We start from the raw sequence: 25,254 nt of genomic DNA on the forward strand, positions 1-25,254 counted from the left end.
GGTCACAGCCCCTCGCGCCGGGTTTTCAGGATCAGGTGCAGGAAGAAGGGCGCACCGACCAGCGCCGTCAGCACCCCGAGCTTGAGGTCGCGGCCCGGCGCGATCAGCCGCACCGCGATGTCGGCGGCCAGAACCACCGCCGCGCCCCCCAGCGCCGCCGCCGGGACCAGCCGCGCCGGGCTGGCGCCGACCGCGCGGCGCAGCACATGCGGCACCACCAGGCCGACGAAGCCCACGGTGCCGGCGACCGCCGTGGCGCCGCCGATCAGCGCGGCGATGCCCGCGACCAGCATCAGCCGCAGCCGGCCCAGATGCACGCCGCTCGATGCCGCCGCGTCCTCGCCCAGCGTCAGCGCATTCAGCGCGCGGCGCATGGGCCAGATCAGCACGAAGCCCAAGCCCATGAAGGGCGCCGCGATCCAGACATGCAGCATCGAGCGGTCGGCCAGCGAGCCCATCATCCAGAACACGATCTCGTTGATGGCAAAGGGGTTGGGCGACAGGTTCAGCACCAGCGAGGTCGCGGCCCCCGCCAGCGCCGAGATGGCGATGCCGGCCAGGATCAGCGCCAGCGTGCCGCCGCGCGGGCCGGCAAGCATCAGCACCAGCAGCACCGACAGCGCGGCCCCCGTCAGCGCCGCCAGCGGCAGGCCCAGGGGAAAGGCGGCGGAAAGCCCGGTCTGGATCGCCAGCACCGCTCCCAGCGCGGCCGAGGCGCTGGTGCCGATCAGCCCCGGCTCGGCCAGCGGGTTGCGCAGGAAGCCCTGCAGCACCGCCCCCGCCATTCCCAGCGCCGCGCCCACCAGCAGGCCCAGGATGGCGCGCGGCAGGCGCAGCTCGCGCATGACCAGCGCCAGCAGGTCGTCGCCGCCGCGAAACAGCGCGGCCAGGCTTTCGCCCGGCCCGATCCCCGCCGGGCCGGTCAGCAGCGAGGCCAGGAACAGGGCCACGACCAGCGCCGAAAGCCCGGCCATCAGCAGCGGATAGCGCGACCCGGTCATGGCCGGGCCTGCAAGGCAAGGCGCGCGTCGCGCAGCTGCGAGACGGCGCGCAGGATATGCGGATTGCCGCAGACCCAATCGGGATCGGACATGACCTCGGCCGGCCTGCCGCGGGCCAGCGCCTTCAGCGCCGGGTGGTCCAGCACCTCCTGCGCGCGGGCATGCCCGGCATAGCGGCGGCCCTCGACCAGCAGGTCGGGGTCGGAAAGCAGCAGCGTTTCCAGCGGCAGCACCCCGCCCGAGGGCAGGCCGAGTTCGTCGGCGACATTGTCGAAGCCGGCCAGCGCCACGATCTCGCCCGCCAGGCTGTCCGAGCCCGAGCTGTAGCCGTTCGCGACATAGAGCGCGGCGCGCGGCCGCGGGCCCTGCGCATCCGAAAGCCGCGCCAGGTCGGCGTCGAAGCGCGCGAGCATGGCGCGGGCCTGGGCCTCGCGGCCCAGCACCGCGCCCATGCGGCGGATATTGGCGCGGATGCCGGCGATGTCGGACTCGATCGGGAACACCTCGACCGGGATGTTCAGGCGGTCGAGCAGCCGGATGGTCTCGGGCGTGGACCATGCCCCGGCCAGCACCAGATCGGGCCGCATCAGGAAGATTTCCTCGGCCAGGCCATGGTTGACGGGCAGGCGGCCGGCCTCGGCCGCCATGGCCGAGGCGCTGGGATCCTGCGCCAGATAGGAAACCGAGACCAGCTGGCCCGGCGCCGCCAGCATCATCGCCAGCTGGTCGGTGCAGAGGTTCATCGACAGCACCCGGCGCGGCGGCTCGGCCGCGGCGGGCTGGAAAAATCCCGGCAGGATCAGGCCGGCCAGAAGGCCGGCGACAAGGCCGAGCCGCCTTACCATTTCGCCGTCAGGCCGGCGTAAAGGGTGCGGCCCTGCGAGGCATAGCCCCAGACATCGGAATACTCCTTGTCGAACAGGTTCACGACGCGGCCGGTCACGCGGAGATTCTCGGTCAGGTCGTAGCCCGCCGCGAGGTTGACCACGGTATGGGCGGGTATTTCCCCGACATCGTAGCTTTGCGAAGCGGGATCATAGGTCCAGTATTGGGTATCCCAATTGCCCGAGACATGCCGGATGTCGGCCGTGACGGTGCCGCGCCCTTCCAGGACGGCCAGCGTCGCCGACAGGCCCAGTTCGTGCCGGGGCCGGCGCACCTCGACCGAGCCGTCCGGGTTGCGGGCGTCCAGATAGGTGTAGTTCAGCGCGACATCCAGGCTGTCGGTCGCCTTGATGCGGGCCGTCACCTCGACCCCTTCGCGCGGGCTTTCGCCGGCCTGGTTGCGATGGCTGTAATAGCTGGTGCCGCCCTCGGTGCGGACCAGATAGCTTTCGATCTCGTCGCGCAGCTTTTCGTTGAAATAGGTGACGTCGACCACGCCCATGCCATTGGGAAGTTGCGCCTCGACGCCCAGGTCGAAGCCGCGGTTCTTTTCGGGCTTCAGGTTCGGATTGCCCTGGTAGACCGAAGAGCCATAATCCGCATTGGCGTAAAGCTCGAAATAGGACGGGTTGACCAGCCCGGTCCCGGCCGAGGCGTGCAGGCGGAAGGGCCGGTCCGGCACGTGCCAGGACAGGCCCAGATTCCAGCTGGTGAAGTCCTCGAACACCTTGTTGCCGTCGTGGCGGACACCGGCCTGGACATCCAGCCCGTTGTCCAGAAAGCCGCGATATTCCAGCGCGACCGAGGTCATCTCGCGCCGGTTTTCCGGGGCCGAGGAGCTTTCGTCCCTTTGCCGCTCGGCCAGCACGTTCAGCAGGTGCGACGCCTCGGCCACCGTGCCGTCGATGCCGAAGCTGCCGCGGTATTTCAGCTTGCGCGTCTCGCCGCGCGTGACCGGGCCGCCGTCCGAGCTTTGCTTGTAGATCGTGTCCTGATAGTCCAGCCGATGCGTCAGCCGGCCGCCCAGCATGGAATATTCGGCCCAGATCCCGCCCTGGAACTCGTCGCGTTCGCTGTATTTGTGCGGGTCGTCCACCACATATTCCTGCGCGCTGGTCGCGGACCAGCTGGTGGAATCGTAATCGTATTTCTCCTTCGCGCGGCGCAGGGTGGTGCCCAGGCGCAGATCCTCGCCGATCTGCCAGTCGCCCGAAAGCCCGATGGTCTTGCGGTTGGTCCCGTCCTTTTCGCCGCCGTCGCCCGACTGGTCATAGCCGTGGTCGTCCCGCGCCGAGAGGGTCAGCGCGATCCCGCCCTGCGCGCCGCGCTGGCTGACATGGGCCGAGGCGGCGGCGCCGTTGCCCAGCTCGACCGAGCCGCCGTAATGCAGCCCCGGTTCCCCCTTGCGGGTGATGATGTTGATGACGCCCGCCGAGGCGTTCGAGCCGTAATAGACCGATTGCGGCCCGCGCAGCACCTCGATGCGCTCGATATTGGCGGTCTCGAGCCCGGACAGGATGTATTCGTCGGCCCCGCCCGTCGCTTCGATCCCGTCGAGCAGGATCAGCGTGTGGTTGCCCTCGCCGCCGCGGATGCGGACCTGGGTGAAGGTCGAGCCGGTGGCCGAGACCGAAACCCCCGGCACGGCGCGCAGCGCGTCCTGCACGGTGGCGATGCCCCTGGCCTCGATCTCGGCGGCGGTCAGCACGGTATGGGCGCGGGCATAGCCGCCCTCGGCCACGGCGGTCAGCCCGCCCGAGATCACCACCTCGTCCAGGCGATAGCCTTCCTGGCCGGTGGCGGCCGCCGGCAGCAGGGCGGCGGTGGCGGCCAGCAGGGAAACCGGAGTTCTGAACATTCCAAAGCCTTTCCAGCACGGGCCCGCGGCCCGCGATTTGCAGAAATGCCCTGCGGAAAGGCTGGCAGGCCCGACCGCAAGACGACGATCGTCACCTCTGCGGAACGGCCGCTTTCCAGACGCGCCCCGCGCCGGAAATGGGTGATCGCCACGGCAGGTCTCCTGGCTCGCGGATCGCTGCTCAGGCCGGCCTTCCCAGGAGATCCCAGTGGCACGTTCGACCGTCGCTCACCGCTTACAGTTGCGGGGGCAGCCCCGGCCTTGCCCTGGCCGCATCGCGGCCGGCGGGCGCACCGGTGTTCCCTTTTCATCCGGCGCGCAAGCCCGCCGGAACCGTAGCGGCCCCGCATTGCCGCAGCCGGGCGCCGGCTGTCAAGCGGCAATGCACCCGGCGCCCGGCCGCCGCGACAACCTGTCCGGGAACGCGGCCGCGGAACCGCCCGCCGGGCCGCGGCATTGGGTCAGGTATCCGACGGAAGGGAAGGTCAAGCGATGGCCATGCCGCAGATCCTGGCCGTGCTGATCCTTTGCGCGATGATGGCGCTGTTCGTCTGGGGACGGCTGCGCTACGACGTGGTGGCGATGATCGCGCTGCTGGCCTCGCTGCTGGCCGGCACGGTCAAGCCGGAGGAGGCGTTCCGCGGCTTCAGCGACGACATCGTCATCATCGTCGGCAGCGCGCTGGTGGTCAGCGCCGGCATCTCGCGCTCGGGCGTGATCGAGGCGGTGATGCGCCGGATGCTGGGGCGGTTGCGGACCCTGCGCTGGCAGCTTCTGGTGCTGGTCGGCTCGGTCACGGGCCTGTCGGCGCTGGTCAAGAACATCGGCGCGCTGGCCATGCTGATGCCGGCGGCGCTGAAGATGGCGCGGCGCTCGGGGCATTCGCCCTCGGCCTATCTGATGCCGATGGCCTTCGGCTCGCTCTTGGGCGGGCTGATCACGCTGGTTGGCACTTCGCCCAACATCATCGTCTCGCGGGTGCGCGAGCAGATGACGGGCCAGCCCTTCACCATGTTCGACTATGCGCCGGTCGGCCTCGGCCTGTCGCTGGTGGGGCTGGTCTTCCTGCTTTTCGCCCATCGGCTGCTGCCGCGCGACCGCCGTGCGACGGCCTCGCTGAGCGAGGCGGTGAACATCAGCGACTATCACACCGAGGCCACCGTCCCCGAGGGCGCCGGCATCGTCGGCATGACGGTGGGCGAGTATCTCAGCGCCGTCGATGGCGAGGTGGCCGTGACCGGGCTGATCCGCGGCGGCGCGCGCCGCGCGGTGACGCTGCCCGACACGGTGATCGAGATGGGCGACACCCTGCTGTTGCGCGGCGAGCCGAATGCGCTGGAACGCGCCGTGACCAAGCTGGGCATGGAGCTGACCCGGCAGGATGCGGCGGCCGAAGAAGGGCTGCCGGCCGACAAGATCGGCGTGATCGAGGCGGTGATCGCGCCGGCCTCGCTTCTGGTCGGCCAGACGGTGGGGCGGATCGCGCTGTTCGACCAGCATGGCGTGAACCTGATCGCCATTTCGCGCGCCGGGCATCGCATGACGCAGCGGCTCAGCCGGACGGTGCTGGCGGCGGGCGACGTGCTGCTGGTGCAGGGGCCGATCGAGCTGTTGCCCGAGCGGATGCGCGTGCTGGGCCTGCTGCCCCTGGCCGAGCGCCATATCCGGCTGGGCGGGGTGCGCAAGCAATTGCTGCCGGTGCTGATCCTGGCCGTGGCCATGGCGGCGACGGCGGCGGGGCTGGTGCCTGTCGCCGTCGCCTTCTTCGCCGCCGCCGTGCTGATGATCCTGACCGGCGCGATCAGCGCCGAGGAAGCCTATGAGGCCATCGAATGGCCGATCCTGATCATGCTGGGCGCGCTGATCCCGGTCAGCGAGGCGCTGCAAAAGACCGGCGTGACCGACCTGCTGGGCGCGTGGCTGTCGCAGGCGGCGACGGGCCTGCCGGTCTGGGGCGCGGTGACGCTGATCCTGGTCACGGCCATGGCGGTCACGCCCTTCCTGAACAATGCCGCGACCGTGCTGGTCATGGCCCCCATCGCGGCGACCTTTGCCGACCAGCTCGGCTATCGGCCCGATGCCTTCCTGATGGCGGTGGCGGTGGGCGCAGGCTGCGATTTCCTGACCCCCATCGGGCATCAGTGCAACACGCTGGTGATGGGGCCGGGCGGCTATCGCTTTGGCGACTACGCCCGGCTGGGGGCGCCGCTGTCGGCGCTGGTGGTGCTGACCGGCGTGCCGCTGATCCTGCTGGTCTGGCCGGTCTGACGGGCGGTCTGACGGGCCGTGTGACGGGCCGGTTCAGCCCGTCTCGGCCAGCGCGGCGCGGATGGCGCGGGCCAGGCGGCGGCAGCCCTCTTCCAGCCGCTCGGGCGGGTTCAGGGTAAAGTTCAGCCGCAGCGAACGGCGGTCCAGCCCCTCGGGGTCGAAGACGCTGGAGGGCGAGATGCAGACCCCCTCGGCCATCGCATGATGCAGCAGCCGGTCGGTGTCCAGCCGCGGATCGCGCGCCGTGGCCCAGACGAACATGCCGCCCACCGGCACCTGCCAGTCCAGGTCGCCCGCCAGATGCGCCTGCATGGCGGCGCAAAGCGCGTCGCGCCGGGCGCGATAGATCGCCAGCACCTCGGGGCGGATGCGGTCGGTGATCCCCGCCTGCAGCGCGCGCAGCGCCAGCATCTGCGACAAGCCGCTGGAACACATGTCCGAGCCCTGCTTGGCGGTGGCCAGCGCCGCGATCATCTCGGGCGCGGCGATCACCCAGCCGATGCGCAGCCCCGGCGCCAGCTCCTTGGACAGCGACCCCATGTAGACCACCGGCCCGTCATAGGGGCCGGGCTGCGCCCCCGCCGACAGTTCGAGCAGTCGGGGCAGGGGCTCGCCTTCGTAGTAAAGCGCGCCGTAAGGGTCGTCCTCGATCAGCCAGGTGCCGGTGGCATGGGCGGCGGCGACCAGCGCCTGCCGCTCGGGCAGGGCCACCAGCCGGCCGCTGGGATTCGAGAAATTCGGCACCGTATAGGCGAATTGAGCCCCCGCCAGCGCGGCATGGGGGTCGAAATCGTTGCCCTCGATCCGCATCGGGCGATAGCGCGGCGCATGCGGCATCCAGGCGTCGAGCGCGCCCAGATAGGCCGGGCTCTGTGCCGCGACCAGCCCGCCGGGCTGCAACAGCACCTTGCCCATCAGCTCCAGCGCCTGCATGCCGCCGGTGGTGATCAGCACGTTTTCGCGCGAAAGCCGCAGCGCATCGGTCGAGAAGCGCGCGGCGATCAGGTCGCGCAGCGCCGGCAGGCCGGGGATCGGGCCATAGCCCAGCGTCTCGTCGGGGTGGCTGCGGATCGCCTCGGCCGCCAGTCCGGCCAGTTCCGCGACCGGCCAGACCGAGGGCTCGGGCAGCCCGCCGGCAAGGTTGACCAGGCCGGGCACCTGGCCCGCCGCCAGAAAGACCGAGGTCACGTCGTTGCTGCGGGACAGCCAGGGGGCAAAAGCGGGGCGCATGGTCGGAACGGTTTGGTCGGGCATGATCCTGCTGTGACCGTTTTTCGCCAACAGGGCAAGCCTCATGGCGCCCGGCCGGGCCCGGCTTGTGCCCGGCGGCGATGTATATCAGACAGGGGGCTGGCGCGCGACGGGGAAGACCATGCAGGCATTGAAACGGATCGGCATCGACACCTACATGCTGCTGCTGGTCGGCATGGTGCTGCTGGGGGTGTTCCTGCCCGCCCGCGGCATGGCGGCCGAGGCCCTGCGCGGCGCGACCTTCTGGGCGGTGACGCTGCTGTTCTTCCTCTACGGCGCCAAGCTCGATGCGGCTTCGGTCCGGGCGGGGCTCTTGAACCTCAGGCTCCAGGGCCTGACCTTCGGCGCGACCTATGCGCTGTTTCCCGTGCTGGGCATTGCGCTGGCCGCGCTGTTCGGCGGCGTCCTGGGCCCCGAGCTGACGCTGGGGCTGCTGTTTTTGGCCGTGCTGCCCTCGACGGTGCAAAGCTCGATCGCCTTCACCTCGATCGCGGGCGGCAACGTGCCGGCGGCGATCTGCGCGGCCTCGTTGTCGAACCTGGTGGGCGTGGTGCTGACGCCGCTGCTGGTCACGCATCTGCTGCACCACGACGGCGGCGGCGCCAGCCTCGACGCCATCCAGAAGATCGCCGTGCAGATCCTCTTGCCCTTCGTCGCCGGGCAATTGCTGCGGCGCTGGATCGGCGGCTTCGTCCAGCGCCACCGGCTGCTGACCATGGCGGTGGACCGCGGCTCGATCCTGCTCATCGTCTATTCCGCCTTCGGCGCCGGCACCGTGGCGGGCATCTGGTCGGCGATCCCGCTGCCGGGGCTGGTGCTGTGCTTCCTGGTCACGGCGCTGCTGCTGGCGCTGGTCATGGGCGCCATGCTCGGCGCCGGGCGGCTGTTCCGCCTGCCGCCCCAGGACCGGGCGGTGCTGTTCTTCTGCGGCTCGACCAAGAGCCTTGCCAGCGGGCTGCCTATCGCCACGGCGATCTTCCCGGCCGCGGCGGTGGGGGCGATCGTGCTGCCGGTGATGGTCTATCACATGACGCAGCTGCTGGTCTGCTCGGCCATCGCGCAGCGGCTGGCGCGCAACCCGCGTGCCTAGAAGTCCCAGTCCTCGTCCTCGGTCGCGACCGCCTTGCCGATGACGTAGCTCGACCCCGAGCCGCTGAAGAAATCGTGGTTCTCGCTGTCGGGCGACAGCGCGGCCAGGATCGCCGGGTTGACCTCGCAGGCCTGGGGCGGGAACAGTGCCTCGTAGCCCAGGTTCTGCAGCGCCTTGTTGGCATTGTAATGCAGGAAAGCCTTCACGTCCTCGGTCAGGCCGATGCCGTCGTAAAGCTCGGCGGTGTATTTCGCCTCGACGTCGTAGAGATCGAAGATCAGCGAGAAGGCGAAATCCTTCAGCGCCGCGCGCTCGGCCTCGCCCAGCCGCTCCAGCCCGCGCTGGTACTTGTAGCCGATGTAATAGCCATGCACCGCCTCGTCGCGGATGATCAGCCGGATCAGGTCGGCGGTATTGGTCAGCTTGGCGCGGCTCGACCAGTACATCGGCAGGTAGAAGCCGGAATAGAACAGGAAGCTCTCCAGGAACACGCTGGCGATCTTGCGCTTCAGCGGGTCCGAGCCGGCCTTGTATTCCTCCAGCACCAGCCGGGCCTTCTGCTGCAGGTGCGGGTTCTCCTCGGCCCAGCGAAAGGCCGCATCCACCTCGGGCGTCAGGCACAGCGTCGAGAAGATCGAGGAATAGCTGCGCGCATGCACCGCCTCCATGAAGGCGATGTTGGACAGCACCGCCTCCTCATGCGGGGTGATCGCATCGGGCATCATCGCCGGCGCGCCCAGGGTGTTCTGGATCGTGTCCAGAAGCGTCAGCCCGGTAAAGACGCGGATGGTCAGCTCGCGCTCCTCGGGGCGCAGCGTGGCCCAGCTCTGCACGTCGTTCGACAGCGGCACCTTCTCGGGCAGCCAGAAGTTCACCGTCAGCCGGTTCCAGACCTCCAGGTCCTTCTCGTCCTCCAGCCGGTTCCAGTTGATGGCCCGCAGGGGCGTGCGCGGCGCATGGTCCTTCATCCGAAGACCCTTTCTTTCGTGTCCAAATATCCTCGGGGGTGCGGGGGCAGACAGCCCCCGCCTCAAAGCGTGCAGGAAACGCAGCCCTGCACCTCGGTGCCCTCCAGCGCGGTCTGGCGCAGCCGGATGTAATAGATCGTCTTGATGCCCTTCTTCCAGGCATGGATCTGGGCGCGGTTGATGTCGCGCGTCGTGGCCTCGGCCGGGAAGAACAGCGTCAGCGACAGGCCCTGGTCGACATGTTCGGTCGCCGCCGCATAGGTGTCGATGATCGCCTCGGGGCCGATCTCGTAGGCGTCGCGGTAATAGTCCAGGTTCTCGTTCGACATGAAGGCGGCGGGGTAATAGACCCGGCCGATCTTGCCTTCCTTGCGGATCTCGATCTTGGCGACGATCGGGTGGATCGAGCTGGTCGAGTTGTTGATATAGCTGATCGAGCCGGTGGGCGGCACCGCCTGCAGGTTGCGGTTGTAAAGCCCATGCCGCATCACCGCGTCCCGCAGCGCGGCCCAGTCCTCGCGCGTGGGCAGCGCGACACCCTCGAACACCCGCGCGACATCGGGCAGCGTCGGCAGCCAGTCGCGCGTCACGTATTTGTCGAAGAACGTGCCGTCGGCATATTTCGACGTCTCGAAATCCTTGAAGCTGCGGCCCTTTTCCTGCGCCAACAGGTTCGAGGCGCGGATGGCGTGATAGGCGACGGCGGCGAAATAGACCGAGGTGAACTCGATCCCCTCGGGGCTGCCGTAATGGATGCGCTCGCGCGCCAGGAACCCGTGCAGGTTCATCTGGCCCAGCCCCACCGCATGGGCCTCGTCGTTTCCGCGCCGGATCGAGGGCACGGCCTCGATCGCCGACATTTCCGATACCGCGGTCAGCGCCCGGATCGCCGTCTCGACCGTGGCGCCGAAATCCGGCCCGTCCATGGTCGCGGCGATGTTGAGCGAGCCGAGGTTGCAGGAAATATCCGTGCCGAGGTGGCGATAGCTCAGATCCTCGTCGAAGGTGCTGGCCTCGTTCACCTGCAGGATCTCGCTGCACAGGTTCGACATGCTGATGCGGCCGGCGACCGGGTTGGCGCGGTTCACCGTGTCCTCGAACATGATATAGGGATAGCCGCTTTCGAACTGGATCTCGGCCAGGGTCTGGAAGAAGGCGCGGGCGTTGATCTTTTTCTTGCGGATGCGCTTGTCGTCCACCATCTCGGCGTATTTCTCGGTGACGGAAATCTCCGAGAAGGCCATGCCATAGACCTTTTCCACGTCATGGGGCGAGAACAGGTACATGTCCTCGTTCTTCTTGGCCAGTTCGAAGGTCACGTCCGGGATCACCACGCCGAGCGACAGCGTCTTGATGCGGATCTTCTCGTCGGCATTCTCGCGCTTGGTGTCCAGGAAGCGCAGGATGTCGGGGTGATGCGCGTTCAGGTAGACCGCCCCCGCGCCTTGCCGCGCGCCCAGCTGGTTGGCATAGGAAAAGCTGTCCTCCAGCAGTTTCATCACCGGGATGACGCCCGAGGACTGGTTCTCGATCCCCTTGATCGGCGCCCCGGCCTCGCGCAGGTTGGTCAGCATCAGCGCGACGCCGCCGCCGCGCTTGGAAAGCTGCAGCGCCGAATTGATGCCGCGGCCGATGCTTTCCATGTTGTCCTCCAGCCGCAGCAGGAAGCACGAGATCAGTTCGCCGCGCGATTTCTTGCCGGCGTTCAGGAAGGTCGGCGTCGCGGGCTGGAACCGGCCCGACAGGATTTCCTCCATGAAGCGCATGGCGAGATCCTCGTCGCCGCGCGCCAAGGCCAGCGCGACCATGACCACCCGGTCCTCGTAGCGTTCCAGATAGCGCCGCCCGTCGCGGGTCTTCAGCGTGTAGCTGGTATAATACTTGAAGGCGCCCAGGAAGGTCGGAAAGCGGAACTTGCGCGCATAGGCCGCGTCCCAGATCCGGTGCAGGAAGGCGCGCGGATACTGGTCCAGGACTTCGGCCTCGTAATAGCCTTCGTCCACCAGGTAGCCCAGCTTCTCGTCCAGCGAGTGGAAGAAGACGGTGTTCTGGTTGACATGCTGCAGGAAATACTGCCGCGCGGCCTTGCGATCCGCGTCGAAGCGGATGCGGCCCTCGCCGTCGTAAAGGTTCAGCATCGCGTTCAGCGCGTGATAGTCCAGCTCGGCCTTTACGCCATCGTCAAGCATTCCGTCCCCCAGAATTTCTCAAGCCCCGCCTGCACGCGGGAAATGTCCAGATCAGTCCCCGCCAGCTCGAATCGATACAGCACGGGGACGTTGCACTTGTCAGAAATCACCCGGCCGGCCAAGGCATAGGTCGCCCCGAAATTGCGGTTGCCGGCGGCGATGACGCCGCGCAGGCCGGCGCGGCGGGCGGGATCGTTCAGGAAGCGGATCACCTGCTTGGGCACCGCGCCCCGGCCGGTCCCGTCGGCATAGGTCGGGCAGATCAGCACATAGGGCGTTGCCGCCTCGGGCAGCGGATCGCGCGGCGAGACCGGGATGCGCCCGGCCGCCAGCCCCAGCCGCGCCACGAAGCGCGCGGTGTTCCCCGAGGCCGAGGAATAATAGACCAGCCCGCCCATGGCGCCGGTCAGGACAGCCGGCCGATCATGTCGGGCCGGAAGCCCGCCCAATGCGCATCGCCGGCGACGACCACCGGGGCCTGGCGATAGCCCAGCGAGACGACCAGTTCCATCGCCGCGTCGTCCTCGGTCAGGTCGATCAGCTGATAGGCCAGGCCGCGCGCGTCGAGCGCCCGCGTGGTGGCGGTGCATTGCACGCAGGCGGGCTTGGAGTAAACGGTGATGGACATGGCTCGGCTCCTTCTGTTCTGTCGGCAAGAGGGGGCCGGGCCGATGGGCGTGCCACCGGACCCTGTTCCAGCCCCGCGCCCGCCGCACGGTTTCGTCCTTTCGCGCCATGGCAGGTCTTCTGACTTGCGGGTCTCGGCTTAGCCGGCCTTCCCGGAGCCTTGGCCCCAGTGGCATTCCAGCGTCGCTCGCCGCTTACAGCTGCGGGGGCAGTGCCGGCTTTTCACCGGCTTCCCTTTTCATCCCCGAGTCGGCCCCAGGGCAACCATGACCCCGGCAGTTAGCCACGGGTCACGGGCCGGGTCAATCCATATTTAGTGGATGGCCGGGCCGCGCCGGGAATATCTGGTGGGGTTCCCGGATCGCGCCAAGGGCTCGATTTGCCGCCGGGCCATGGCGGTGGACGGGCTGCGGCCACGGGCCGCCCCACCTGCGCGCCTGTTGGATTATGGCAACAGGCGCGGGGACATGGCATGGAATGACGTCGCGTCGTTTGACAAAGCACGACAATTCGCCCTCTTGCGTGGATCGCGCGCACGTGAACCGGGGCTCCGTTCCCGTTCCCGTTCCCGTTCCCGTTCCGGCGCGCCAGAGCGCAATCCATTGATAAGTAAACACTTTCTGTCACCTCTGCCTGCCGGCGGAAGGCGAGGCATCTTTGTGCCGGGATAACCCATGAACAAAACCCATCCCAAACCGCCAGCCTCGGGGTCTGCCGCGCAATTGCTGCCGACCCTGGGCCTGCTTCCGGTCCTTGCCATTTCCGCGGGGGTCGGCGGCCCCGCCCAGGCGCAGGACACCGTGACGCTGGAGACGGTGGTCATCCGCTGCCAGCAGGGCAGCGAGGCCGAGACCAGCTACAAGACCACCGAAAGCGCCTCGGACAAGATCACCGCGCCGCTGCTCGACACGCCACGGACCGTCACCGTCGTGACCGCGCGCCAGATCAAAGAGCGCGGCTGAAGTCGCAGACCCGGTTGCCGCTGCTGCTCAAGGGCATCATGTCGGCGCATGATGCCGAGCGCGCCGTGGCGGTGGGTGCGGACGGGGTGATCGTCTCGAACCACGGCGGCCGGGCGCTGGACACGCTGCCGGCGACGGCCGAGGCGCTGCCGGTCGTCGCCCGCCAGGTCGCCGGGCGCATCCCGGTGCTGTGCGACGGCGGCATCCGCCGCGGCACCGATGCGCTGAAGGCCCTGGCCTTGAGGGCATTGGCGGTGCTGGTCGGGCGGCCGCAGATCCACGCCCTGGCGGTGGGCGGCGCGGCGGGGGTCGCGCATATGCTGACCATCCTGCGCGCCGAGCTGGAGGTCGCCATGGCCCTGACCGGACGTCGCGACCTGGCCGGGATCGACGAAACCGTGCTTTGGCCTAGCCCTTGAAGCTGCGCCACAGGCTCAGCGCCGCATCCGACAGGTCGCCCAGCCGGGCCAGCACATGTTCGCGCCCCAGCCCCGGCCCGTCTTCGGCCCGGTCCAGCCGGCGCAGCAGCCGCAGCACCCGGCGCTTGTGGATGCCGGTCCAAAGCTGGACCGGATCGGCGACCAGCCCGGCAAAGGTGGTCAGGACCGAGGCGACCATGGCCAGCACCACCCCGGTCAGCAGCAGATCCACGCTGGAAAGCTCTCGCGGGAAGGCGCCATACCACATGCGGCCGGCCCAGCTTCCCAGCGCGAAATCCTCGACCGCCTGTGCCTGCGCCCGCAGATGCGCGACCGGCCCGGCCAGCGAGATCACCCCCGGCGTGGCGCGGTGGAACAGCAAGAGCCCCGAGCCCAGCACCAGGACCGAGGTGGTGATCTCGGAGACCGCATTGCGGGTTTCGGCATAGTCCGAGACGGCGCGGGCGACGCTTTGCGGCGCGGCCCGGGGCGCCAGCCCCTTTTCGGCCAGGTCGTCGATGAAATGGGCCAGATCGGCCTCGATCCTTTGCGCCACGTCGGATTTCAGGAAGATCTGCCGGCGCGACAGCCAGTCGCCAGCGCGCCGCAGCCCGATCCGGCGCAGAAGCGGCGCGGCCAGCCGCACCAGCAGGAACAGCGGCGACAGCATGACGTTCACCGGCGCACGCAGCAGGTCGAGGCCGAGCGCGTGGCGATGCAGCGCCAGCGTGCCGCGCGGGCCATAGCGGGCGCGGACGAAGCGGCGGACCTCGGTCTCGCGCCGGGTCATCGGGCGGGGGTCGGCGGGCTGTAGGGCCATGGGCGCGGTCCTTTGGCGGATCGCGCCCAATCTAGGCATCGCGGCGGGGCGGCTCAATGCCGCGCGGTCACAGCAGCGCGACCAGCCCCAGGCCCAGGGTCGAGATGAACAGCCAAGCCAGCGCGCCAAGCGCCAGCGGCCGGACGCCCTTGGCGCGCAGCTTGCGGATGTCGGTTTCGAGCCCCATCGCCGCCAGCGCCATGGTCAGCAGAAAGGCGGTCAGGCCGACCACCTCGGCATGCAGCGCCTCGGGCAGGGGCAGGGCGCTGTTCAGCAGCACGACGGCGATGAAGCCCAGCACGAACCAGGGCGTCGGCGCCGAGCCATGCGCGGCCTTGCCGCCGCGCCGCGCCAGCGCGCCCAGCACCAGGATCAGCGGCGCCAGCAGCATCACCCGGCTCAGCTTGGCCACGGTCGCGGCCTGCCCGGCCTCGGCGCCATGCTGGAAGCCGGCGCCGACGACCTGCGCCACCTCATGCACGGTGGCGCCGACCCAGATGCCGTAATGCGAAGGCCCCATCGCCATCATCTCGCCCAGCAGCGGCATGACGATCATCGAGAGCGAGCCGAAGACCGTCACGCAGGCGATGGCATAGGCCACGTCCTCGTCCGTTCCGCGCGTGACCGTGTTCGTCGCGATCACCGCCGAGGCGCCGCAGACCGAGGTGCCGGCCGCGATCAGCTCGGCCAGCCGCGCCTCGACCCCCAGCGCCCGCCCCGCCCATTTGGTGAAGACGAAGGTCGCGGCCAGCACCACCGCGATCACCGCCACCCCCGGCAGGCCCACGGCGCGCAACTGCTCCAGCGTCAGCTGGAAGCCCAGCAGCACGATGGCGAAACGCAAGACGCGGCGCAGCGAAAAGCCGATGCCCGGCCGCGCCGCCTCGGGCGTGCCGGCCAGGTTGCGCAGCGCCATGCCCAGCACCATGGCCACCACCAGCGGGCTGAGCGCCGGGATGCCCGAGAAGCGCTGCACCGCCGTCGCCAGGACCGCGATGCCGAAGGTCAGCCCCAGCCCCGGCAGCGTGGCGGAAAGCCAGGCCGTGATCGCGGAAGATGTTTGCTGGTTCTGCTGGGTCGAGGACATGATCGCGTTTCCTTGCTTGCAAGGCGGAACATGGTCCCGGATACACGTTCAATCCATCGCATTATATTTGCCATATCGTTCGATTTTGCTTATCAGTTGGCCATGACGCTGGAACAGCTCCGCATCTTCCTTGCCGTGGCCGAGCGGCAGCATGTCACCCGCGCGGCCGAGGCGCTGAACCTGACGCAATCGGCGGTCAGCGCCGCCGTCTCGGCGCTGGAGGCGCGGCATGGCGTGCGCTTCTTCGACCGGGTGGGGCGGCGCATCGTGCTGACCGAGACCGGCGAAGCCTTCATGGCCGAGGCGCGCGCGGTGCTGGACCGCGCCGAGACGGCCGAGATGGTGCTGGAGGATCTGGCGCGCGAGCCGCGCGGGCGGCTGCGGGTCCATGCCAGCCAGACCGTCGCCAGCTACTGGCTGCCGCCGCGGCTGATCGCGCTGCGCGAGATGCATCCGGGGATCGAATTGCGGCTGACCGTCAGCAACACCACCCAGGTCGCCGATGCGGTGCAGGAGGGCGGCGCCGACCTGGGGCTGGTCGAGGGCGCGGTGGCGCATGGCGATCTGCACCGGCAGGTGGTGGCGCGCGACCGGCTGGTGCTGGTCATGGCGACCGATCACCCCTGGGCCGGGCGCGACGCCGTGCCCCTGGCCGGGTTGGCGGCGCAGAACTGGATCCTGCGCGAGCCGGGCTCGGGCACCCGGTCCGAGTTCGAGACCTGGATGGCCGGGCAGGGGCTTTCCGTGGCCGGGCTGCCCCTGGCGCTGGAACTGCCCTCGAACGAGGCGGTGCTGAACGCGGTGGCCGCCAGCCAATGCCTTGCCGCGCTGTCGCAACGCGCGGTGGCGCGGCCCGCCGCCGCCGGCTGGATCCGCACCCTGCCGCTGCCGGGGGCAGAGCGGCCGTTCTCGCTGCTGACCAATCCGCAGCGCTATCGCACGCGGGCGCAGCAGGCGCTGATCGGGATCCTGACGGACGAGATCCTGACGGACGAGGGCTTCGCCGCCGGCATCCCCTGACGCGAAATGGCCTGCGCCATCGGGAGGGAAGGCGCAGGCCGTCTTCTCGGGGGTGTGGCGGGGCCGGTCGCGCGGGTCCCGTTCAGCCCCGCGAGGCGACTTCGTCAGCCATGCTGGGGCTGCGACATCGGCGCGTCCTCGTCCAGCACGTCCAGCGTCGGCACGTCCTCGCCCTCGAGGATGCGGCGGGCGCGGTCGCGGTCGATGTCCCCCACCCACGAGGCGACGACCACGGTGGCGACGCAATTGCCCAGGTAGTTCCCCAAGGCGCGGGCGATGCCCATGAACCAGTCGACCGACAGCACCAGCACCAGCCCGATGGCGGGGATGGCCGGGATCGCGGCCAGCGTCGCGGCCAGGATCACGATGGCCGAGCCCGGCACCCCATGCGCGCCCTTGGACGTCACCAGCGCCACGCCCAGGATGGCCAGAAGGTCGGTGGTGGACAGCGGCGTGTTCGTGGCCTGGGCGATGAAGACCGCCGCCAGCGTCAGGTAGATCGAGAAGGCGTCGAGGTTGAAGGAATAGCCCGTCGGCACCACCAGCCCCACGGTCGAGTCCTTGATGCCCAGGTGTTCCAGCTTGCGCATGGTCTGCGGCAGCACGGCGTCGCTGCTGGCGGTGCCGGCGACGATGCCGACCTCGGTGCGCAGGTAGCGCAGCAGCTTGAAGATGCTGAAGCCCGCCAGCCGCAGCACGAAGCCCAGGATCACGAAGACGAAGATGGCGATGGTGACATAGAACAGCCCGACCAGGTAGCCCAGCTGCGCCAGCGAGCCGATGCCGTATTGCCCGACGGTGAAGGCGATGGCGCCGAACACGCCCAGGGGCGCCAGCCGGACGATGAAATACATGATCTTGAAGGTGACGTCCCCGGTCAGCTCGATCATGTGCAAAAGCGGCTTGCCGCGCTCGCCCACCAGCGACAGGGCGCAGCCGAACAGGATCGCGACCAGCAGAACCTGCAGGATGTCGCCCTGGGCGAAGCCGCTGATCATCGTGGTCGGGATCAGCTTCATCAGGAACTCGACGGTGCCGCCGCTGCTGACTTCATGCGCGCGGTCCACATAGGCCGACAGCGCCGAGGCGTCGAGCTGGCTCACGTCGATGTTCATGCCGTGGCCGGGGCCGAACAGATAGGCGACCGCGATGCCCAGGGCCAGGGCGATGGTGGTGATGATCTCGAAATAGACGATGGCGCGGACGCCGACCTTGCCGACCTTTTTCAGGTCGCCCGCGCCGGCGATGCCATGCACGACGACGCAGAACACGATGACGGGGATCAGCATCTTGATGAGCTTGATGAACCCGTCTCCCAGCGGCTTCATCTTGGCGGCGAATTCGGGCGCGAAGAAGCCGGCGACGATCCCCAGCACCAGCGCCACGCAAACCTGTCCAAACAAGGACCTGGACCAATTCGGCATGTGTTTTCTGTTCCTCCCTGTGACGGAAGGGGGGCCGCGATGCGCCCGATGCATCTCCTCGCGCATCGGGCGCATGGCCGCGGCCGGTCCCTTCATGCCGAAGAGTGTTGGCCAAGGGCACATCCGTGTCTAATATCGATTTACCGTTAATCCATAGGGTGACGATATGAGAATGCGCCAGCTTCGCTGCTTCGTCGTCCTGGCCGAAGAGCTGAACTTCACCCGCGCCGCCCGGCGGCTGAACATGTCGCAGCCGCCGCTGAGCACGCAAATCCAGACACTTGAGCGCGAGGTCGGCGCCGAACTCATCAGCCGCACCAGCCGCAAGGTGGCGCTGACGCGGGCGGGCGCGCTGTTCCTGCCCAGGGCGCGCAACATGCTGGACCAGTATGAACGCAGCCTGCAGGAGATCCGTGAAATCCAGCAGGGCCAGGACGGATTGCTGGAAATCGGGGCAACCGGCTCGATCCTGCGCGGCGGCTTGGCCGAGTTGCTGGCGCATTTCGCCCGGCTGCACCCGCGAATCACCCTGCGCGTCCACGAACAGACCCCGGCCGCGCAGCTGACCGAGGTGCTGAGCCGGCGCACCGACGTCAGCTTCAACCGCTCGGTGCCGCGCGACGAGGAACTGGCCTATGAATACGGCTGGCGCGAAGAGATGGTGGCGCTGGTGCGCAGCGACCACCGGCTGGCCGGGCGCACCTGCGTCTCGATCGACGACCTGCGCGAGGACCAGCATGTCGTGCTGCGCCCCGACAGTTCCGATTTCGCGGCCTATGTCATGGCCTGCATCGTCGCCTCGGGCTATCGGCCGCGGGTCTCGCAGCAGGTGGTGGATGCGCAGTCGGTCCCCAGCCTGATCGTGGCGGGCTTCGGGGTCAGCATCGTGCCGGCGGGCATCGCCAGGCTGACGGCGGGGCCGCTGACCTTCCTGCCGATCCGGCCCGACCCGCCGGTTTCCGAGGTCTATATCGTCTATCACCACCGCGACCCGGTGCCGGCGCTGCAGCTGTTCCTGGCCGAGATCCGCCGCAGCCTGGGCCACGATCCGGCCGGGCCGGCGCGCTGAAGGCTCGACCCGGCGGGGGCCCCGCGGCATCATCGCGACCGGAGGTGCCCGATGACCGAGATGCTGCGCATGCTGCGCAAGCTGGCGCAGATGAACCGGCTGGCCAATGCCCGGCTGCATCGCGCCTGCGCCGCCCTGCCGCCCGGCGGATACGAGGCGCCGCGCCCGTCCTTCTTCGGCTCGATCCGCGCCACGCTGAACCATGTCCTGCTGGTCGACCGCTTCTATATCGATGCGCTGGCGGGCCGGCCGCTGGACAAGGCCGCGCTGGCCGAGGCGGGGGACTGCCCGGACCTTGCGCGGCTGGCCGAATGGCAGGCGCACGAGGACGACCGCCTGCTGGCGCTGGTCGCGGCGCTGACGCCCGAGGCCCTGGCGGAAATCGTGCCGGTGGATCGCGGCTCGCGCATGCAGCACGACCGCCGCGACGACCTGCTGTCGCATCTGTTCCAGCACCAGACCCATCATCGCGGGCAGGTGCATGGCCTGCTGTCGCAGGCCGGCGTGGTCCCGCCGCAGCTGGACGAATTCATCGTCGGCGACGATGCGGCGGCGCGGGCCGAGGACATGGCGCGGCTCGGCTGGACCGAGGATCAGCTGATGCGGCCCTAGTTTCGCTTTGACTTGCGGGCCGGGACAGGATAGGCGGGCGGCTTGGCTCCGCATTCCGGGCCGGCGGGCCATGGGAGGGCCCGGCCGCAAAGGGGATGGTGCCTTTCACCGGATGCGCCCCCGCATCCCCTTTCTGGCGAAGAAGATGAACGAACATGATATTGCCGCGCCCTTGGCCGCGGCGCTGGCGGCCAAGGGCTATGCCAGCCTGACCTCGGTGCAGGAAGCGGCGCTCGCGCCCGAGGCGCGGGGTCGCGACGTGCTGGTCTCGGCCCAGACCGGCTCGGGCAAGACCGTGGCCTTCGGCCTGGCCATGGCCGGCGACATCCTTGCGGGCGACACGCTGCCGGACGCAGAGCAGCCGCTGGCGCTGGCCATCGCGCCCACGCGCGAGCTGGCCTTGCAGGTGGCGCGCGAGCTGGGCTGGCTTTACGAACAGGCGGGCGCGCGCATCGCCACCTGCGTCGGCGGCATGGACTACCGCACCGAGCGCCGGGCGCTGGAGCGCGGCGCCCATATCGTCGTCGGCACCCCCGGCCGCTTGCGCGACCATATCGAGCGCGGCTCGCTGGACCTGACCGCCCTGCGCGCCTGCGTGCTGGACGAGGCGGACGAGATGCTGGACCTGGGTTTCCGCGAGGATCTGGAGTTCATCCTGGGCAGCGCGCCCGAGGAACGGCGCACGCTGATGTTCTCGGCCACCGTGCCGCCGGCCATCGAGGCGCTGGCCCGCGACTTCCAGCGCGACGCCCTGCGCATCCAGGCCATGGGCGAGGCGCGCCAGCACGGCGACATCGACTATCGCGCCCTGTCGGTGACGACCCGCGACCGGGAGCATGCCATCTTCAACACCCTGCGCTTCTACGAGGCCAGCCGGGCGATCATCTTCTGCAAGACCCGCGCCAACGTGAACCACCTGCTGGCGCGCATGGGCAATCGCGGCTTCAAGGTGGTGGCGCTGTCGGGCGAGCTGTCCCAGCAGGAACGCAGCCACGCCCTGCAAGCGCTGCGCGACGGCCGGGCGCGGGTCTGCATCGCCACCGACGTGGCGGCGCGCGGCATCGACCTGCCGGGGCTGGAGCTGGTGATCCATGCCGACCTGCCGACCAATCCCGACACGCTGCTGCACCGTTCCGGCCGCACCGGCCGGGCCGGGGCCAAGGGCACCTCGGTGCTGATCGTGCCGGCGGCGGAATACAAGCGGGCGCAGCGCCTGCTCCAGCGCGCCAAGCTGGTCGCGGAATGGGGCAAGGCCCCTTCGGCCGACGAGGTGCAGGCCCGCGACGACGCGCGGATGCTGGACCATCCGGCCCTGGCCGAGGCGCCGGGCGACGAGGCGGGACTGGCCGCCGCGCTGCTCGACCGTTTCGGTGCCGAGCGCGTCGCCTCGGCCTTCGTGCGGCTGTGGCGCGAGGGGCGCCCGGCGCCCGAGGAGCTGTCGGAAAACGTGGCCCCCGCGCCTGCCGCGCCGCGCGAGCGGGGCGAGTTCGGGCCGGCGGTCTGGTTCCTGCTTTCGGTCGGCCATTCCGGCCGGGCCGAGGCGCGTTGGCTTCTGCCCAAGATCTGCGAGGCGGGCGGCATCACCCGCGACGCGATCGGCGCGATCCGGGTCAAGACCGACCAGACCTTCGTGCAGATCGCCGCGCCCGCCGCGCCGAATTTCGGCGAGCGGGTGGAGCTGGAGCCCGGCCTGGCCATGCGCCGGATCGAGGGCGAGCCGGTTTTCGAGACCGGCCCCGTGCGCGACAGGCGGCCCGGCCGGCATGGGTATTTGGAGAACGGAGAAACATCCGACGCGCCCCTGCGGGACAGGAAGCCGCATCGCGGCCAGCCCGCGCGCCCCGCGTGGTCGGAAGATGGGCCCAGGTCCGAGCCGAAGCCCAAGCCGGCCCGGCGTCCGGCGCTGCTCGACCCGGAGCAGGTAAAGCCCGCCCCCCGTGCCGTGCCCGACCGCGACGCCGCGCCGGAAGCGGCGGCTGAAGCCCCGCGCAAGGCCCGCTGGAGCGCCGAGAAGAAGCAGGCGCACAAGGCCGCGCCGAAAACCGCTCCGCGTGCGGAGGGGAAATCGGCGGGCTTCAAGACGCATGGCGGCGCGGCGCGCCACGACCGTCCCGCGCGTGGCGACGGCGCCGAGGCGCGTCCCCGGCGCGCGGCCGGCTTCAAGTCGCACAAGCCTGCGGCCGGCGGGTCGGGCAAGGGCGGCGACAGGCCCTTTCGCGCCGGGCCGAAGCCCGGCAAGCGCTAGGCCGCCGTCGCCAGCGCCAGCCCGTCCACCACCGCGGTGAACGCCCCCGCGCGCCGCAGCTGCGCGCCGGGGCAAAGCCGCAGCGCCTCGGCGGCGACGAAGCCCATCAGGCTGGAGCCGCCGACTAGGATCACGCTGCCCACCTGTCCGGGCGCGATGCCGGCCAGCCGCAGCGTTTCGGCCGCGGCTTGCGCGAGATCCCCGCGGCAATCCGACAGCGCCGCCTCCAGCGAGGCGGGCGAGATTTCCGGCGCCAGCCCCGGCTCGACGAAGCCCATGGCGATGCGCGCGCCCTCGCCGGCATTGGCGGCGATCTTGCCGCGCTCGACGGCAAAGGCCAGCTCGTGGCCCAGCTCCTCGTCCAGCACCGCGACCAGCCGGTCCATCGCCTTGCGGTCCACCGCCATGCGGGCCATCCCGGCGGCCATGCGCCGCGTCTCGGGCACGTAGAGAAAGGGGATCCTGGCCCAGGTCGCCAGGTCGACATAGATCGCATTCGGCACCGGCAGCAGCCCCGGCCCCATGGCGCGGCGCAGCTGCCCGCCGTGGCCCAGGGCCGGCATGGCATGGCAGAGCGAGACCTGCTGGTCGAAGTCCGTGCCGCCCAGCCGGATGCCGTGATTGGCAAGGATCTGCACCCCCGCGCCGCTGCTGCGAAAGACCGAGAAATCCGAGGTGCCGCCGCCGATGTCGACGATCAGCCCGATCTCGCCCGCGCGGCCCAGGCCGTGGCTGGCCAGCGCCGCCGCCTCGGGTTCGGGCAGGAAGGCGACCTCGTCGAAGCCGGCCGCCAGGTAGCAGCCGCGCAGGTCCGCCTCGGCTTGGGCGTCGCGGGCGGGGTCGTTCGAATGGAAATGCACCGGCCGGCCGGAAAGCGCGCGGCGAAAGCGCCGGCCCGCCGCCGCCTCGGCCCGCTCGCGCAGGGTGGCGAGGAAGGCGGCGACGATGTCGCAAAGCGTGCGGCGCTTGCCGGCGATCAGCCGCGATTCGTGGAAAAGCGCCGTCCCGAGCACGCTTTTCAGCGCCCGCATGTAGCGGCCCTCGGCGCCCTGGATCAGCGCCTCGGCCGCCGCCGCGCCGATGCGCATGGCACCGCCCTGCGCCGGGAAGAAGACGGCGGTCGGCAGGGTCTCGGCCCCCGGCTCGATGGCGATGCGCCGGGGCCGGCCGTCGTGCAGGATCGCGGCGGCCGAGTTCGAGGTTCCGAAATCGATGGCAAGCCTGTCGTCCAGCATCCCCGTGCCCCTGTCCGCAAAGCCCGCGCTGCTAGCCTTTTGCGGGGCCGGGCGCAAGTGCAACCGGCCGGAAGGGGTGCGGTCAGGCGCGATGCGCCCGCCAATGGTCGATGCCGGCCTGCGCCACCGCCTGGTCCTGCGCGGGCGTTCCCGAGGATACGCCGATGCCGCCGACGGTCTGGCCGTCGTGATCGACCGGCAGGCCGCCGCCCACCACCATCAGCCGCCCGCCGATGGCCGAGGAGATGCCCCAGGCCGGGGCGCCCGGCTGGCTGGCGGCACCGTATTCATGCGTGGCCTTGCGCGCGGCGGCGGCGGTGAAGGCCTTGTCGATGGCGATGGTCGCCGACGTGACCTTGCCGCCGTCCATGCGGCAAAAGGCCAAAAGCTGGCCGCTTTCGTCGGCGACGGCGATGCACATGGGCACGCCGATCTCGCGGGCATGGGCCTCGGCGCCGGCGATCAGCAGGCGGGCATCGGCCTGGTCCAGTCGGGTGATGGTCAGCATGGTTTCTCCTCCTCCTTGTCGAAAATCGTTCACTCGGCCGGCGCGCCGCCGCTGCGCTGCGGGCCGGGCCGGTGCAGGGCGCCGCGGTAGCTGGCCGGCGACAGGCGCAGCGCCAGCGCGCAGACCGCAAGCACGGCGGCCAGATGCAGCGCCCAGCCGAGGGTGAAGCTGCCGGTCAGGTCGTGCAGCAGCGCCAGGATCCAGGGCGGGATCGCGGCCAGCAGGAAGCCTCCGCCCTGCATCAGCGCCGCCAGCGCCCCGGCCTGGGCGGGATCGGGCAGGTGGTCCAGCGCCACGATCATCATCAGCGAAAAGCAGCCGCCAAGCCCGGCGCCCAGCAGGAAGGCAATGGGATAGGGCGCGGCCTCGGGGTGCAGGACCAGCATGGCGAAGCCGAGCGCCTGCATGGCCAGGCAGATCCCCAGCCAGGGCCGCCGGTCGCTGCCGCGGCTGGCCAGGACCGGCGTCGCCAGCGCCGAGACCGCCTGACCCACCGCCAGCACCGCCAGCAGCCCGCCACTGGCGCCCGCCGACCAGCCCAGATCCTGGAACGCAGGCGCAAGCCAGGCGACGGACGAGGAATAGCCGCCGTTGATCAGCCCGAAACAGGCCATCAGCAGCCAGACCCGCGGCAGGCGCAGCCAGTGCCACAACCCCTGCCGGCTGCCCTGCGGGGCGCGCGCCTCGGGCGGCAGGGCCAGCGCCACCAGCAGCGCGGTCAGCGCGGCGGGCAGCGCCAGCCAGCCAAGCGCCAGCCGCCAGCTGCCCGACCAGGCGGCGATCAGCGGGGCGGCCTGTGCGCCAAAGGCGCCGCCGCCCATCATCATCGCGGCGTAAAGCCCCATGGCCAGGTTGATGCCGCGCGGGAATTCGCGCTTGATGATGGTCGGGAACACCGCCTGGACCACCGCCGCGCCCGCGCCCAGCAGCATGGCCGAGCCCAGCATGTCCAGCGCCGAATGCGCCCCCAGCCGCAGGCCCGAGCCCAGGCCCAGCACCAGCAGCGCCAGCACGGCGGCGCGTTTCGCCCCAAGCCGCGCCTGGATCGCCGGCCCCAGGAAGGCGCCCGCCCCCATCAGCAGGATCGGCAGCAGCGTCAGCGCCGAGAGGCCCTGCATGGTCAGGCCGGTCTCGGCCGAGATCGGCGCCGCCAGCGGGCCGACCCCGGTCAGGAAGGGCCGCAGCGCCAGCCCGACCAGGGCCACCACGGCCAGCATCAGCGGCTGCCGGTTCGTCACGCCTGGTCCTGCCGTGCCTTCCAGCCTGCATATAGGTCGCCCGCGCCCTCGGGCCGCACGGGCAGGTAGCGGATGGCGATGGATTGCTGTTCCAGGGGCCTTGCCATCTCTTCGTAGAGCGCGGCCGTGGACAGGCCATAGGGCGCGCCGTCCTGGTTCGAATAGGCGTAATGCACATCGGCGACGCCCGCCAGCCGCATGGCGGCCAGGCACATCGGGCAGGGCTGGCCGCTGGCGTAGACCGCGCAGCCGGCAAGATCGGGCGAGCCCAATTGCAGCGCGGCGGCGCGCAGCGCCACCAGCTCGGCATGGGCGGTCGGGTCGTGGGTGGCGACGGTTTCGTTGACGCCGGTGGCCAGCACCTCGCCGCCCCGCACCACCACCGCGCCAAAGGGCCGCCCGCCCGCCTGCGCGTTGCGATGCGCCAGCATCACCGCCTGTTCCAGATAGTGCCTCGCCTTGTCGGTCATCGCCTTTC

22 protein-coding genes and 2 riboswitches are annotated in these 25,254 nt (G+C 70.0%); of the genes, 7 read left to right on the forward strand and 15 right to left on the reverse strand.

All coding sequences use genetic code 11. The annotated features are described in order from the left end of the window. Positions 1-2: 2 nt before the first annotated feature. From KF941_RS21845 to KF941_RS21855, 3 genes are read right to left on the reverse strand one after another with little or no spacing between them, the layout of a single operon-like run. Positions 3-1,001, reverse strand: a complete 999-nt coding sequence (locus KF941_RS21845) for an iron ABC transporter permease (RefSeq protein ID WP_214274503.1) — start codon at positions 999-1,001, stop codon at positions 3-5. Further along, positions 998-1,846 carry an ABC transporter substrate-binding protein gene (locus tag KF941_RS21850; RefSeq protein WP_214274504.1) on the reverse strand — a complete coding sequence of 283 codons (849 nt, stop codon included), beginning with the start codon at positions 1,844-1,846 and terminating at the stop codon, positions 998-1,000. The genes KF941_RS21845 and KF941_RS21850 overlap by 4 nt, the downstream gene beginning before the upstream one ends. Further along, the gene (locus tag KF941_RS21855) at positions 1,840-3,744 is read right to left on the reverse strand and encodes a TonB-dependent receptor (protein ID WP_214274505.1); all 1,905 of its coding nucleotides are present in this window, start codon (positions 3,742-3,744) and stop codon (positions 1,840-1,842) included. Before KF941_RS21855 ends, KF941_RS21850 begins: the two co-directional genes overlap by 7 nt. Before the next feature lie 134 nt (positions 3,745-3,878). Further along, positions 3,879-4,097, reverse strand: a riboswitch (cobalamin riboswitch). Between the two features lie 139 nt (positions 4,098-4,236). On the opposite strand from KF941_RS21855, the gene KF941_RS21860 reads away from it, so the two are divergent. Then, complete coding sequence (locus KF941_RS21860) at positions 4,237-6,012, forward strand: SLC13 family permease (protein ID WP_072463769.1); 1,776 nt, start codon at positions 4,237-4,239, stop codon at positions 6,010-6,012. A 33-nt stretch (positions 6,013-6,045) separates the two neighbouring features. Here KF941_RS21860 and KF941_RS21865 read toward each other — a convergent pair whose 3' ends face one another. Continuing rightward, positions 6,046-7,266, reverse strand: coding sequence for a PLP-dependent aminotransferase family protein (locus tag KF941_RS21865; protein ID WP_240540511.1), 1,221 nt, complete (start codon positions 7,264-7,266; stop codon positions 6,046-6,048). A gap of 118 nt (positions 7,267-7,384) precedes the next feature. Between KF941_RS21865 and KF941_RS21870 the strand changes: the two genes are divergently transcribed. Next, positions 7,385-8,353 carry a bile acid:sodium symporter family protein gene (locus KF941_RS21870; RefSeq protein WP_214274507.1) on the forward strand — a complete coding sequence of 323 codons (969 nt, stop codon included), beginning with the start codon at positions 7,385-7,387 and terminating at the stop codon, positions 8,351-8,353. Here KF941_RS21870 and nrdF read toward each other — a convergent pair. From nrdF to nrdH, 4 genes are all read right to left on the reverse strand, one after another. Beyond that, a complete protein-coding gene (gene nrdF / locus KF941_RS21875) occupies positions 8,350-9,321 on the reverse strand; it encodes a class 1b ribonucleoside-diphosphate reductase subunit beta (RefSeq protein WP_036759269.1) in 972 nt (323 codons plus the stop codon). The genes KF941_RS21870 and nrdF overlap by 4 nt on opposite strands. A 62-nt stretch (positions 9,322-9,383) precedes the next feature. Further along, a complete protein-coding gene (nrdE, locus tag KF941_RS21880; protein ID WP_214274508.1) occupies positions 9,384-11,510 on the reverse strand; it encodes a class 1b ribonucleoside-diphosphate reductase subunit alpha in 2,127 nt (708 codons plus the stop codon). Then, entirely contained in the window at positions 11,492-11,908 is a 417-nt protein-coding gene (nrdI, locus tag KF941_RS21885) for a class Ib ribonucleoside-diphosphate reductase assembly flavoprotein NrdI (RefSeq protein ID WP_072463767.1), read from the reverse strand. Before nrdI ends, nrdE begins: the two co-directional genes overlap by 19 nt. An 8-nt stretch (positions 11,909-11,916) precedes the next feature. Beyond that, positions 11,917-12,138: a glutaredoxin-like protein NrdH gene (gene nrdH / locus KF941_RS21890; protein ID WP_036759261.1), complete on the reverse strand. Its 222-nt coding sequence runs from the start codon at positions 12,136-12,138 to the stop codon at positions 11,917-11,919. A 91-nt stretch (positions 12,139-12,229) separates the two neighbouring features. Further along, positions 12,230-12,421, reverse strand: a riboswitch (cobalamin riboswitch). Positions 12,422-12,963: 542 nt separating this feature from the next. Here nrdH and KF941_RS21900 point away from each other — a divergent pair. After that, positions 12,964-13,518 (forward strand): alpha-hydroxy acid oxidase, encoded by a 555-nt coding sequence (locus KF941_RS21900; protein WP_240540585.1) that lies wholly within the window; start codon positions 12,964-12,966, stop codon positions 13,516-13,518. Here the strand turns inward: KF941_RS21900 and KF941_RS21905 are convergent. Continuing rightward, positions 13,508-14,338: a DUF6635 family protein gene (locus KF941_RS21905; protein ID WP_214274510.1), complete on the reverse strand. Its 831-nt coding sequence runs from the start codon at positions 14,336-14,338 to the stop codon at positions 13,508-13,510. The genes KF941_RS21900 and KF941_RS21905 overlap by 11 nt on opposite strands. A gap of 67 nt (positions 14,339-14,405) precedes the next feature. Further along, positions 14,406-15,425 carry a YeiH family protein gene (locus KF941_RS21910; protein WP_214274511.1) on the reverse strand — a complete coding sequence of 340 codons (1,020 nt, stop codon included), beginning with the start codon at positions 15,423-15,425 and terminating at the stop codon, positions 14,406-14,408. Positions 15,426-15,527: 102 nt separating this feature from the next. Between KF941_RS21910 and KF941_RS21915 the strand changes: the two genes are divergently transcribed. Further along, the gene (locus KF941_RS21915) at positions 15,528-16,445 is read left to right on the forward strand and encodes a LysR family transcriptional regulator (protein ID WP_214274512.1); all 918 of its coding nucleotides are present in this window, start codon (positions 15,528-15,530) and stop codon (positions 16,443-16,445) included. 104 nt (positions 16,446-16,549) lie between these two features. On the opposite strand, the gene KF941_RS21920 is transcribed toward KF941_RS21915, so the two are convergent. Continuing rightward, on the reverse strand, positions 16,550-17,923 hold the full coding sequence (locus KF941_RS21920; RefSeq protein WP_338117749.1) for a C4-dicarboxylate transporter DctA: 1,374 nt from the start codon (positions 17,921-17,923) through the stop codon (positions 16,550-16,552). A gap of 118 nt (positions 17,924-18,041) precedes the next feature. On the opposite strand from KF941_RS21920, the gene KF941_RS21925 reads away from it, so the two are divergent. The 3 genes from KF941_RS21925 to KF941_RS21935 all read left to right on the forward strand — a co-directional run bounded on the left by KF941_RS21925 (position 18,042) and on the right by KF941_RS21935 (position 21,795). Beyond that, positions 18,042-18,938 carry a LysR family transcriptional regulator gene (locus tag KF941_RS21925; RefSeq protein ID WP_052096186.1) on the forward strand — a complete coding sequence of 299 codons (897 nt, stop codon included), beginning with the start codon at positions 18,042-18,044 and terminating at the stop codon, positions 18,936-18,938. Positions 18,939-18,989: 51 nt separating this feature from the next. Further along, positions 18,990-19,550: a DinB family protein gene (locus KF941_RS21930; protein WP_214274513.1), complete on the forward strand. Its 561-nt coding sequence runs from the start codon at positions 18,990-18,992 to the stop codon at positions 19,548-19,550. Positions 19,551-19,695: 145 nt separating this feature from the next. Continuing rightward, positions 19,696-21,795, forward strand: a complete 2,100-nt coding sequence (locus KF941_RS21935) for a DEAD/DEAH box helicase (protein ID WP_214274514.1) — start codon at positions 19,696-19,698, stop codon at positions 21,793-21,795. On the opposite strand, the gene KF941_RS21940 is transcribed toward KF941_RS21935, so the two are convergent. The 4 genes from KF941_RS21940 to KF941_RS21955 form a co-directional block, all read right to left on the reverse strand. Continuing rightward, the gene (locus KF941_RS21940) at positions 21,792-23,030 is read right to left on the reverse strand and encodes an Hsp70 family protein (protein ID WP_214274515.1); all 1,239 of its coding nucleotides are present in this window, start codon (positions 23,028-23,030) and stop codon (positions 21,792-21,794) included. The genes KF941_RS21935 and KF941_RS21940 overlap by 4 nt on opposite strands. An 82-nt stretch (positions 23,031-23,112) precedes the next feature. Continuing rightward, positions 23,113-23,538 carry a heme-binding protein gene (locus tag KF941_RS21945; RefSeq protein WP_036759243.1) on the reverse strand — a complete coding sequence of 142 codons (426 nt, stop codon included), beginning with the start codon at positions 23,536-23,538 and terminating at the stop codon, positions 23,113-23,115. A 29-nt stretch (positions 23,539-23,567) separates the two neighbouring features. Further along, the gene (locus KF941_RS21950; protein WP_346429018.1) at positions 23,568-24,776 is read right to left on the reverse strand and encodes an MFS transporter; all 1,209 of its coding nucleotides are present in this window, start codon (positions 24,774-24,776) and stop codon (positions 23,568-23,570) included. Further along, positions 24,773-25,246: a nucleoside deaminase gene (locus KF941_RS21955; protein ID WP_072463758.1), complete on the reverse strand. Its 474-nt coding sequence runs from the start codon at positions 25,244-25,246 to the stop codon at positions 24,773-24,775. Before KF941_RS21955 ends, KF941_RS21950 begins: the two co-directional genes overlap by 4 nt. Between the last annotated feature and the right edge of the window lie 8 nt (positions 25,247-25,254).

This window comes from Paracoccus sp. pheM1, assembly GCF_018499825.1.
GTDB lineage: Bacteria > Pseudomonadota > Alphaproteobacteria > Rhodobacterales > Rhodobacteraceae > Paracoccus > Paracoccus versutus.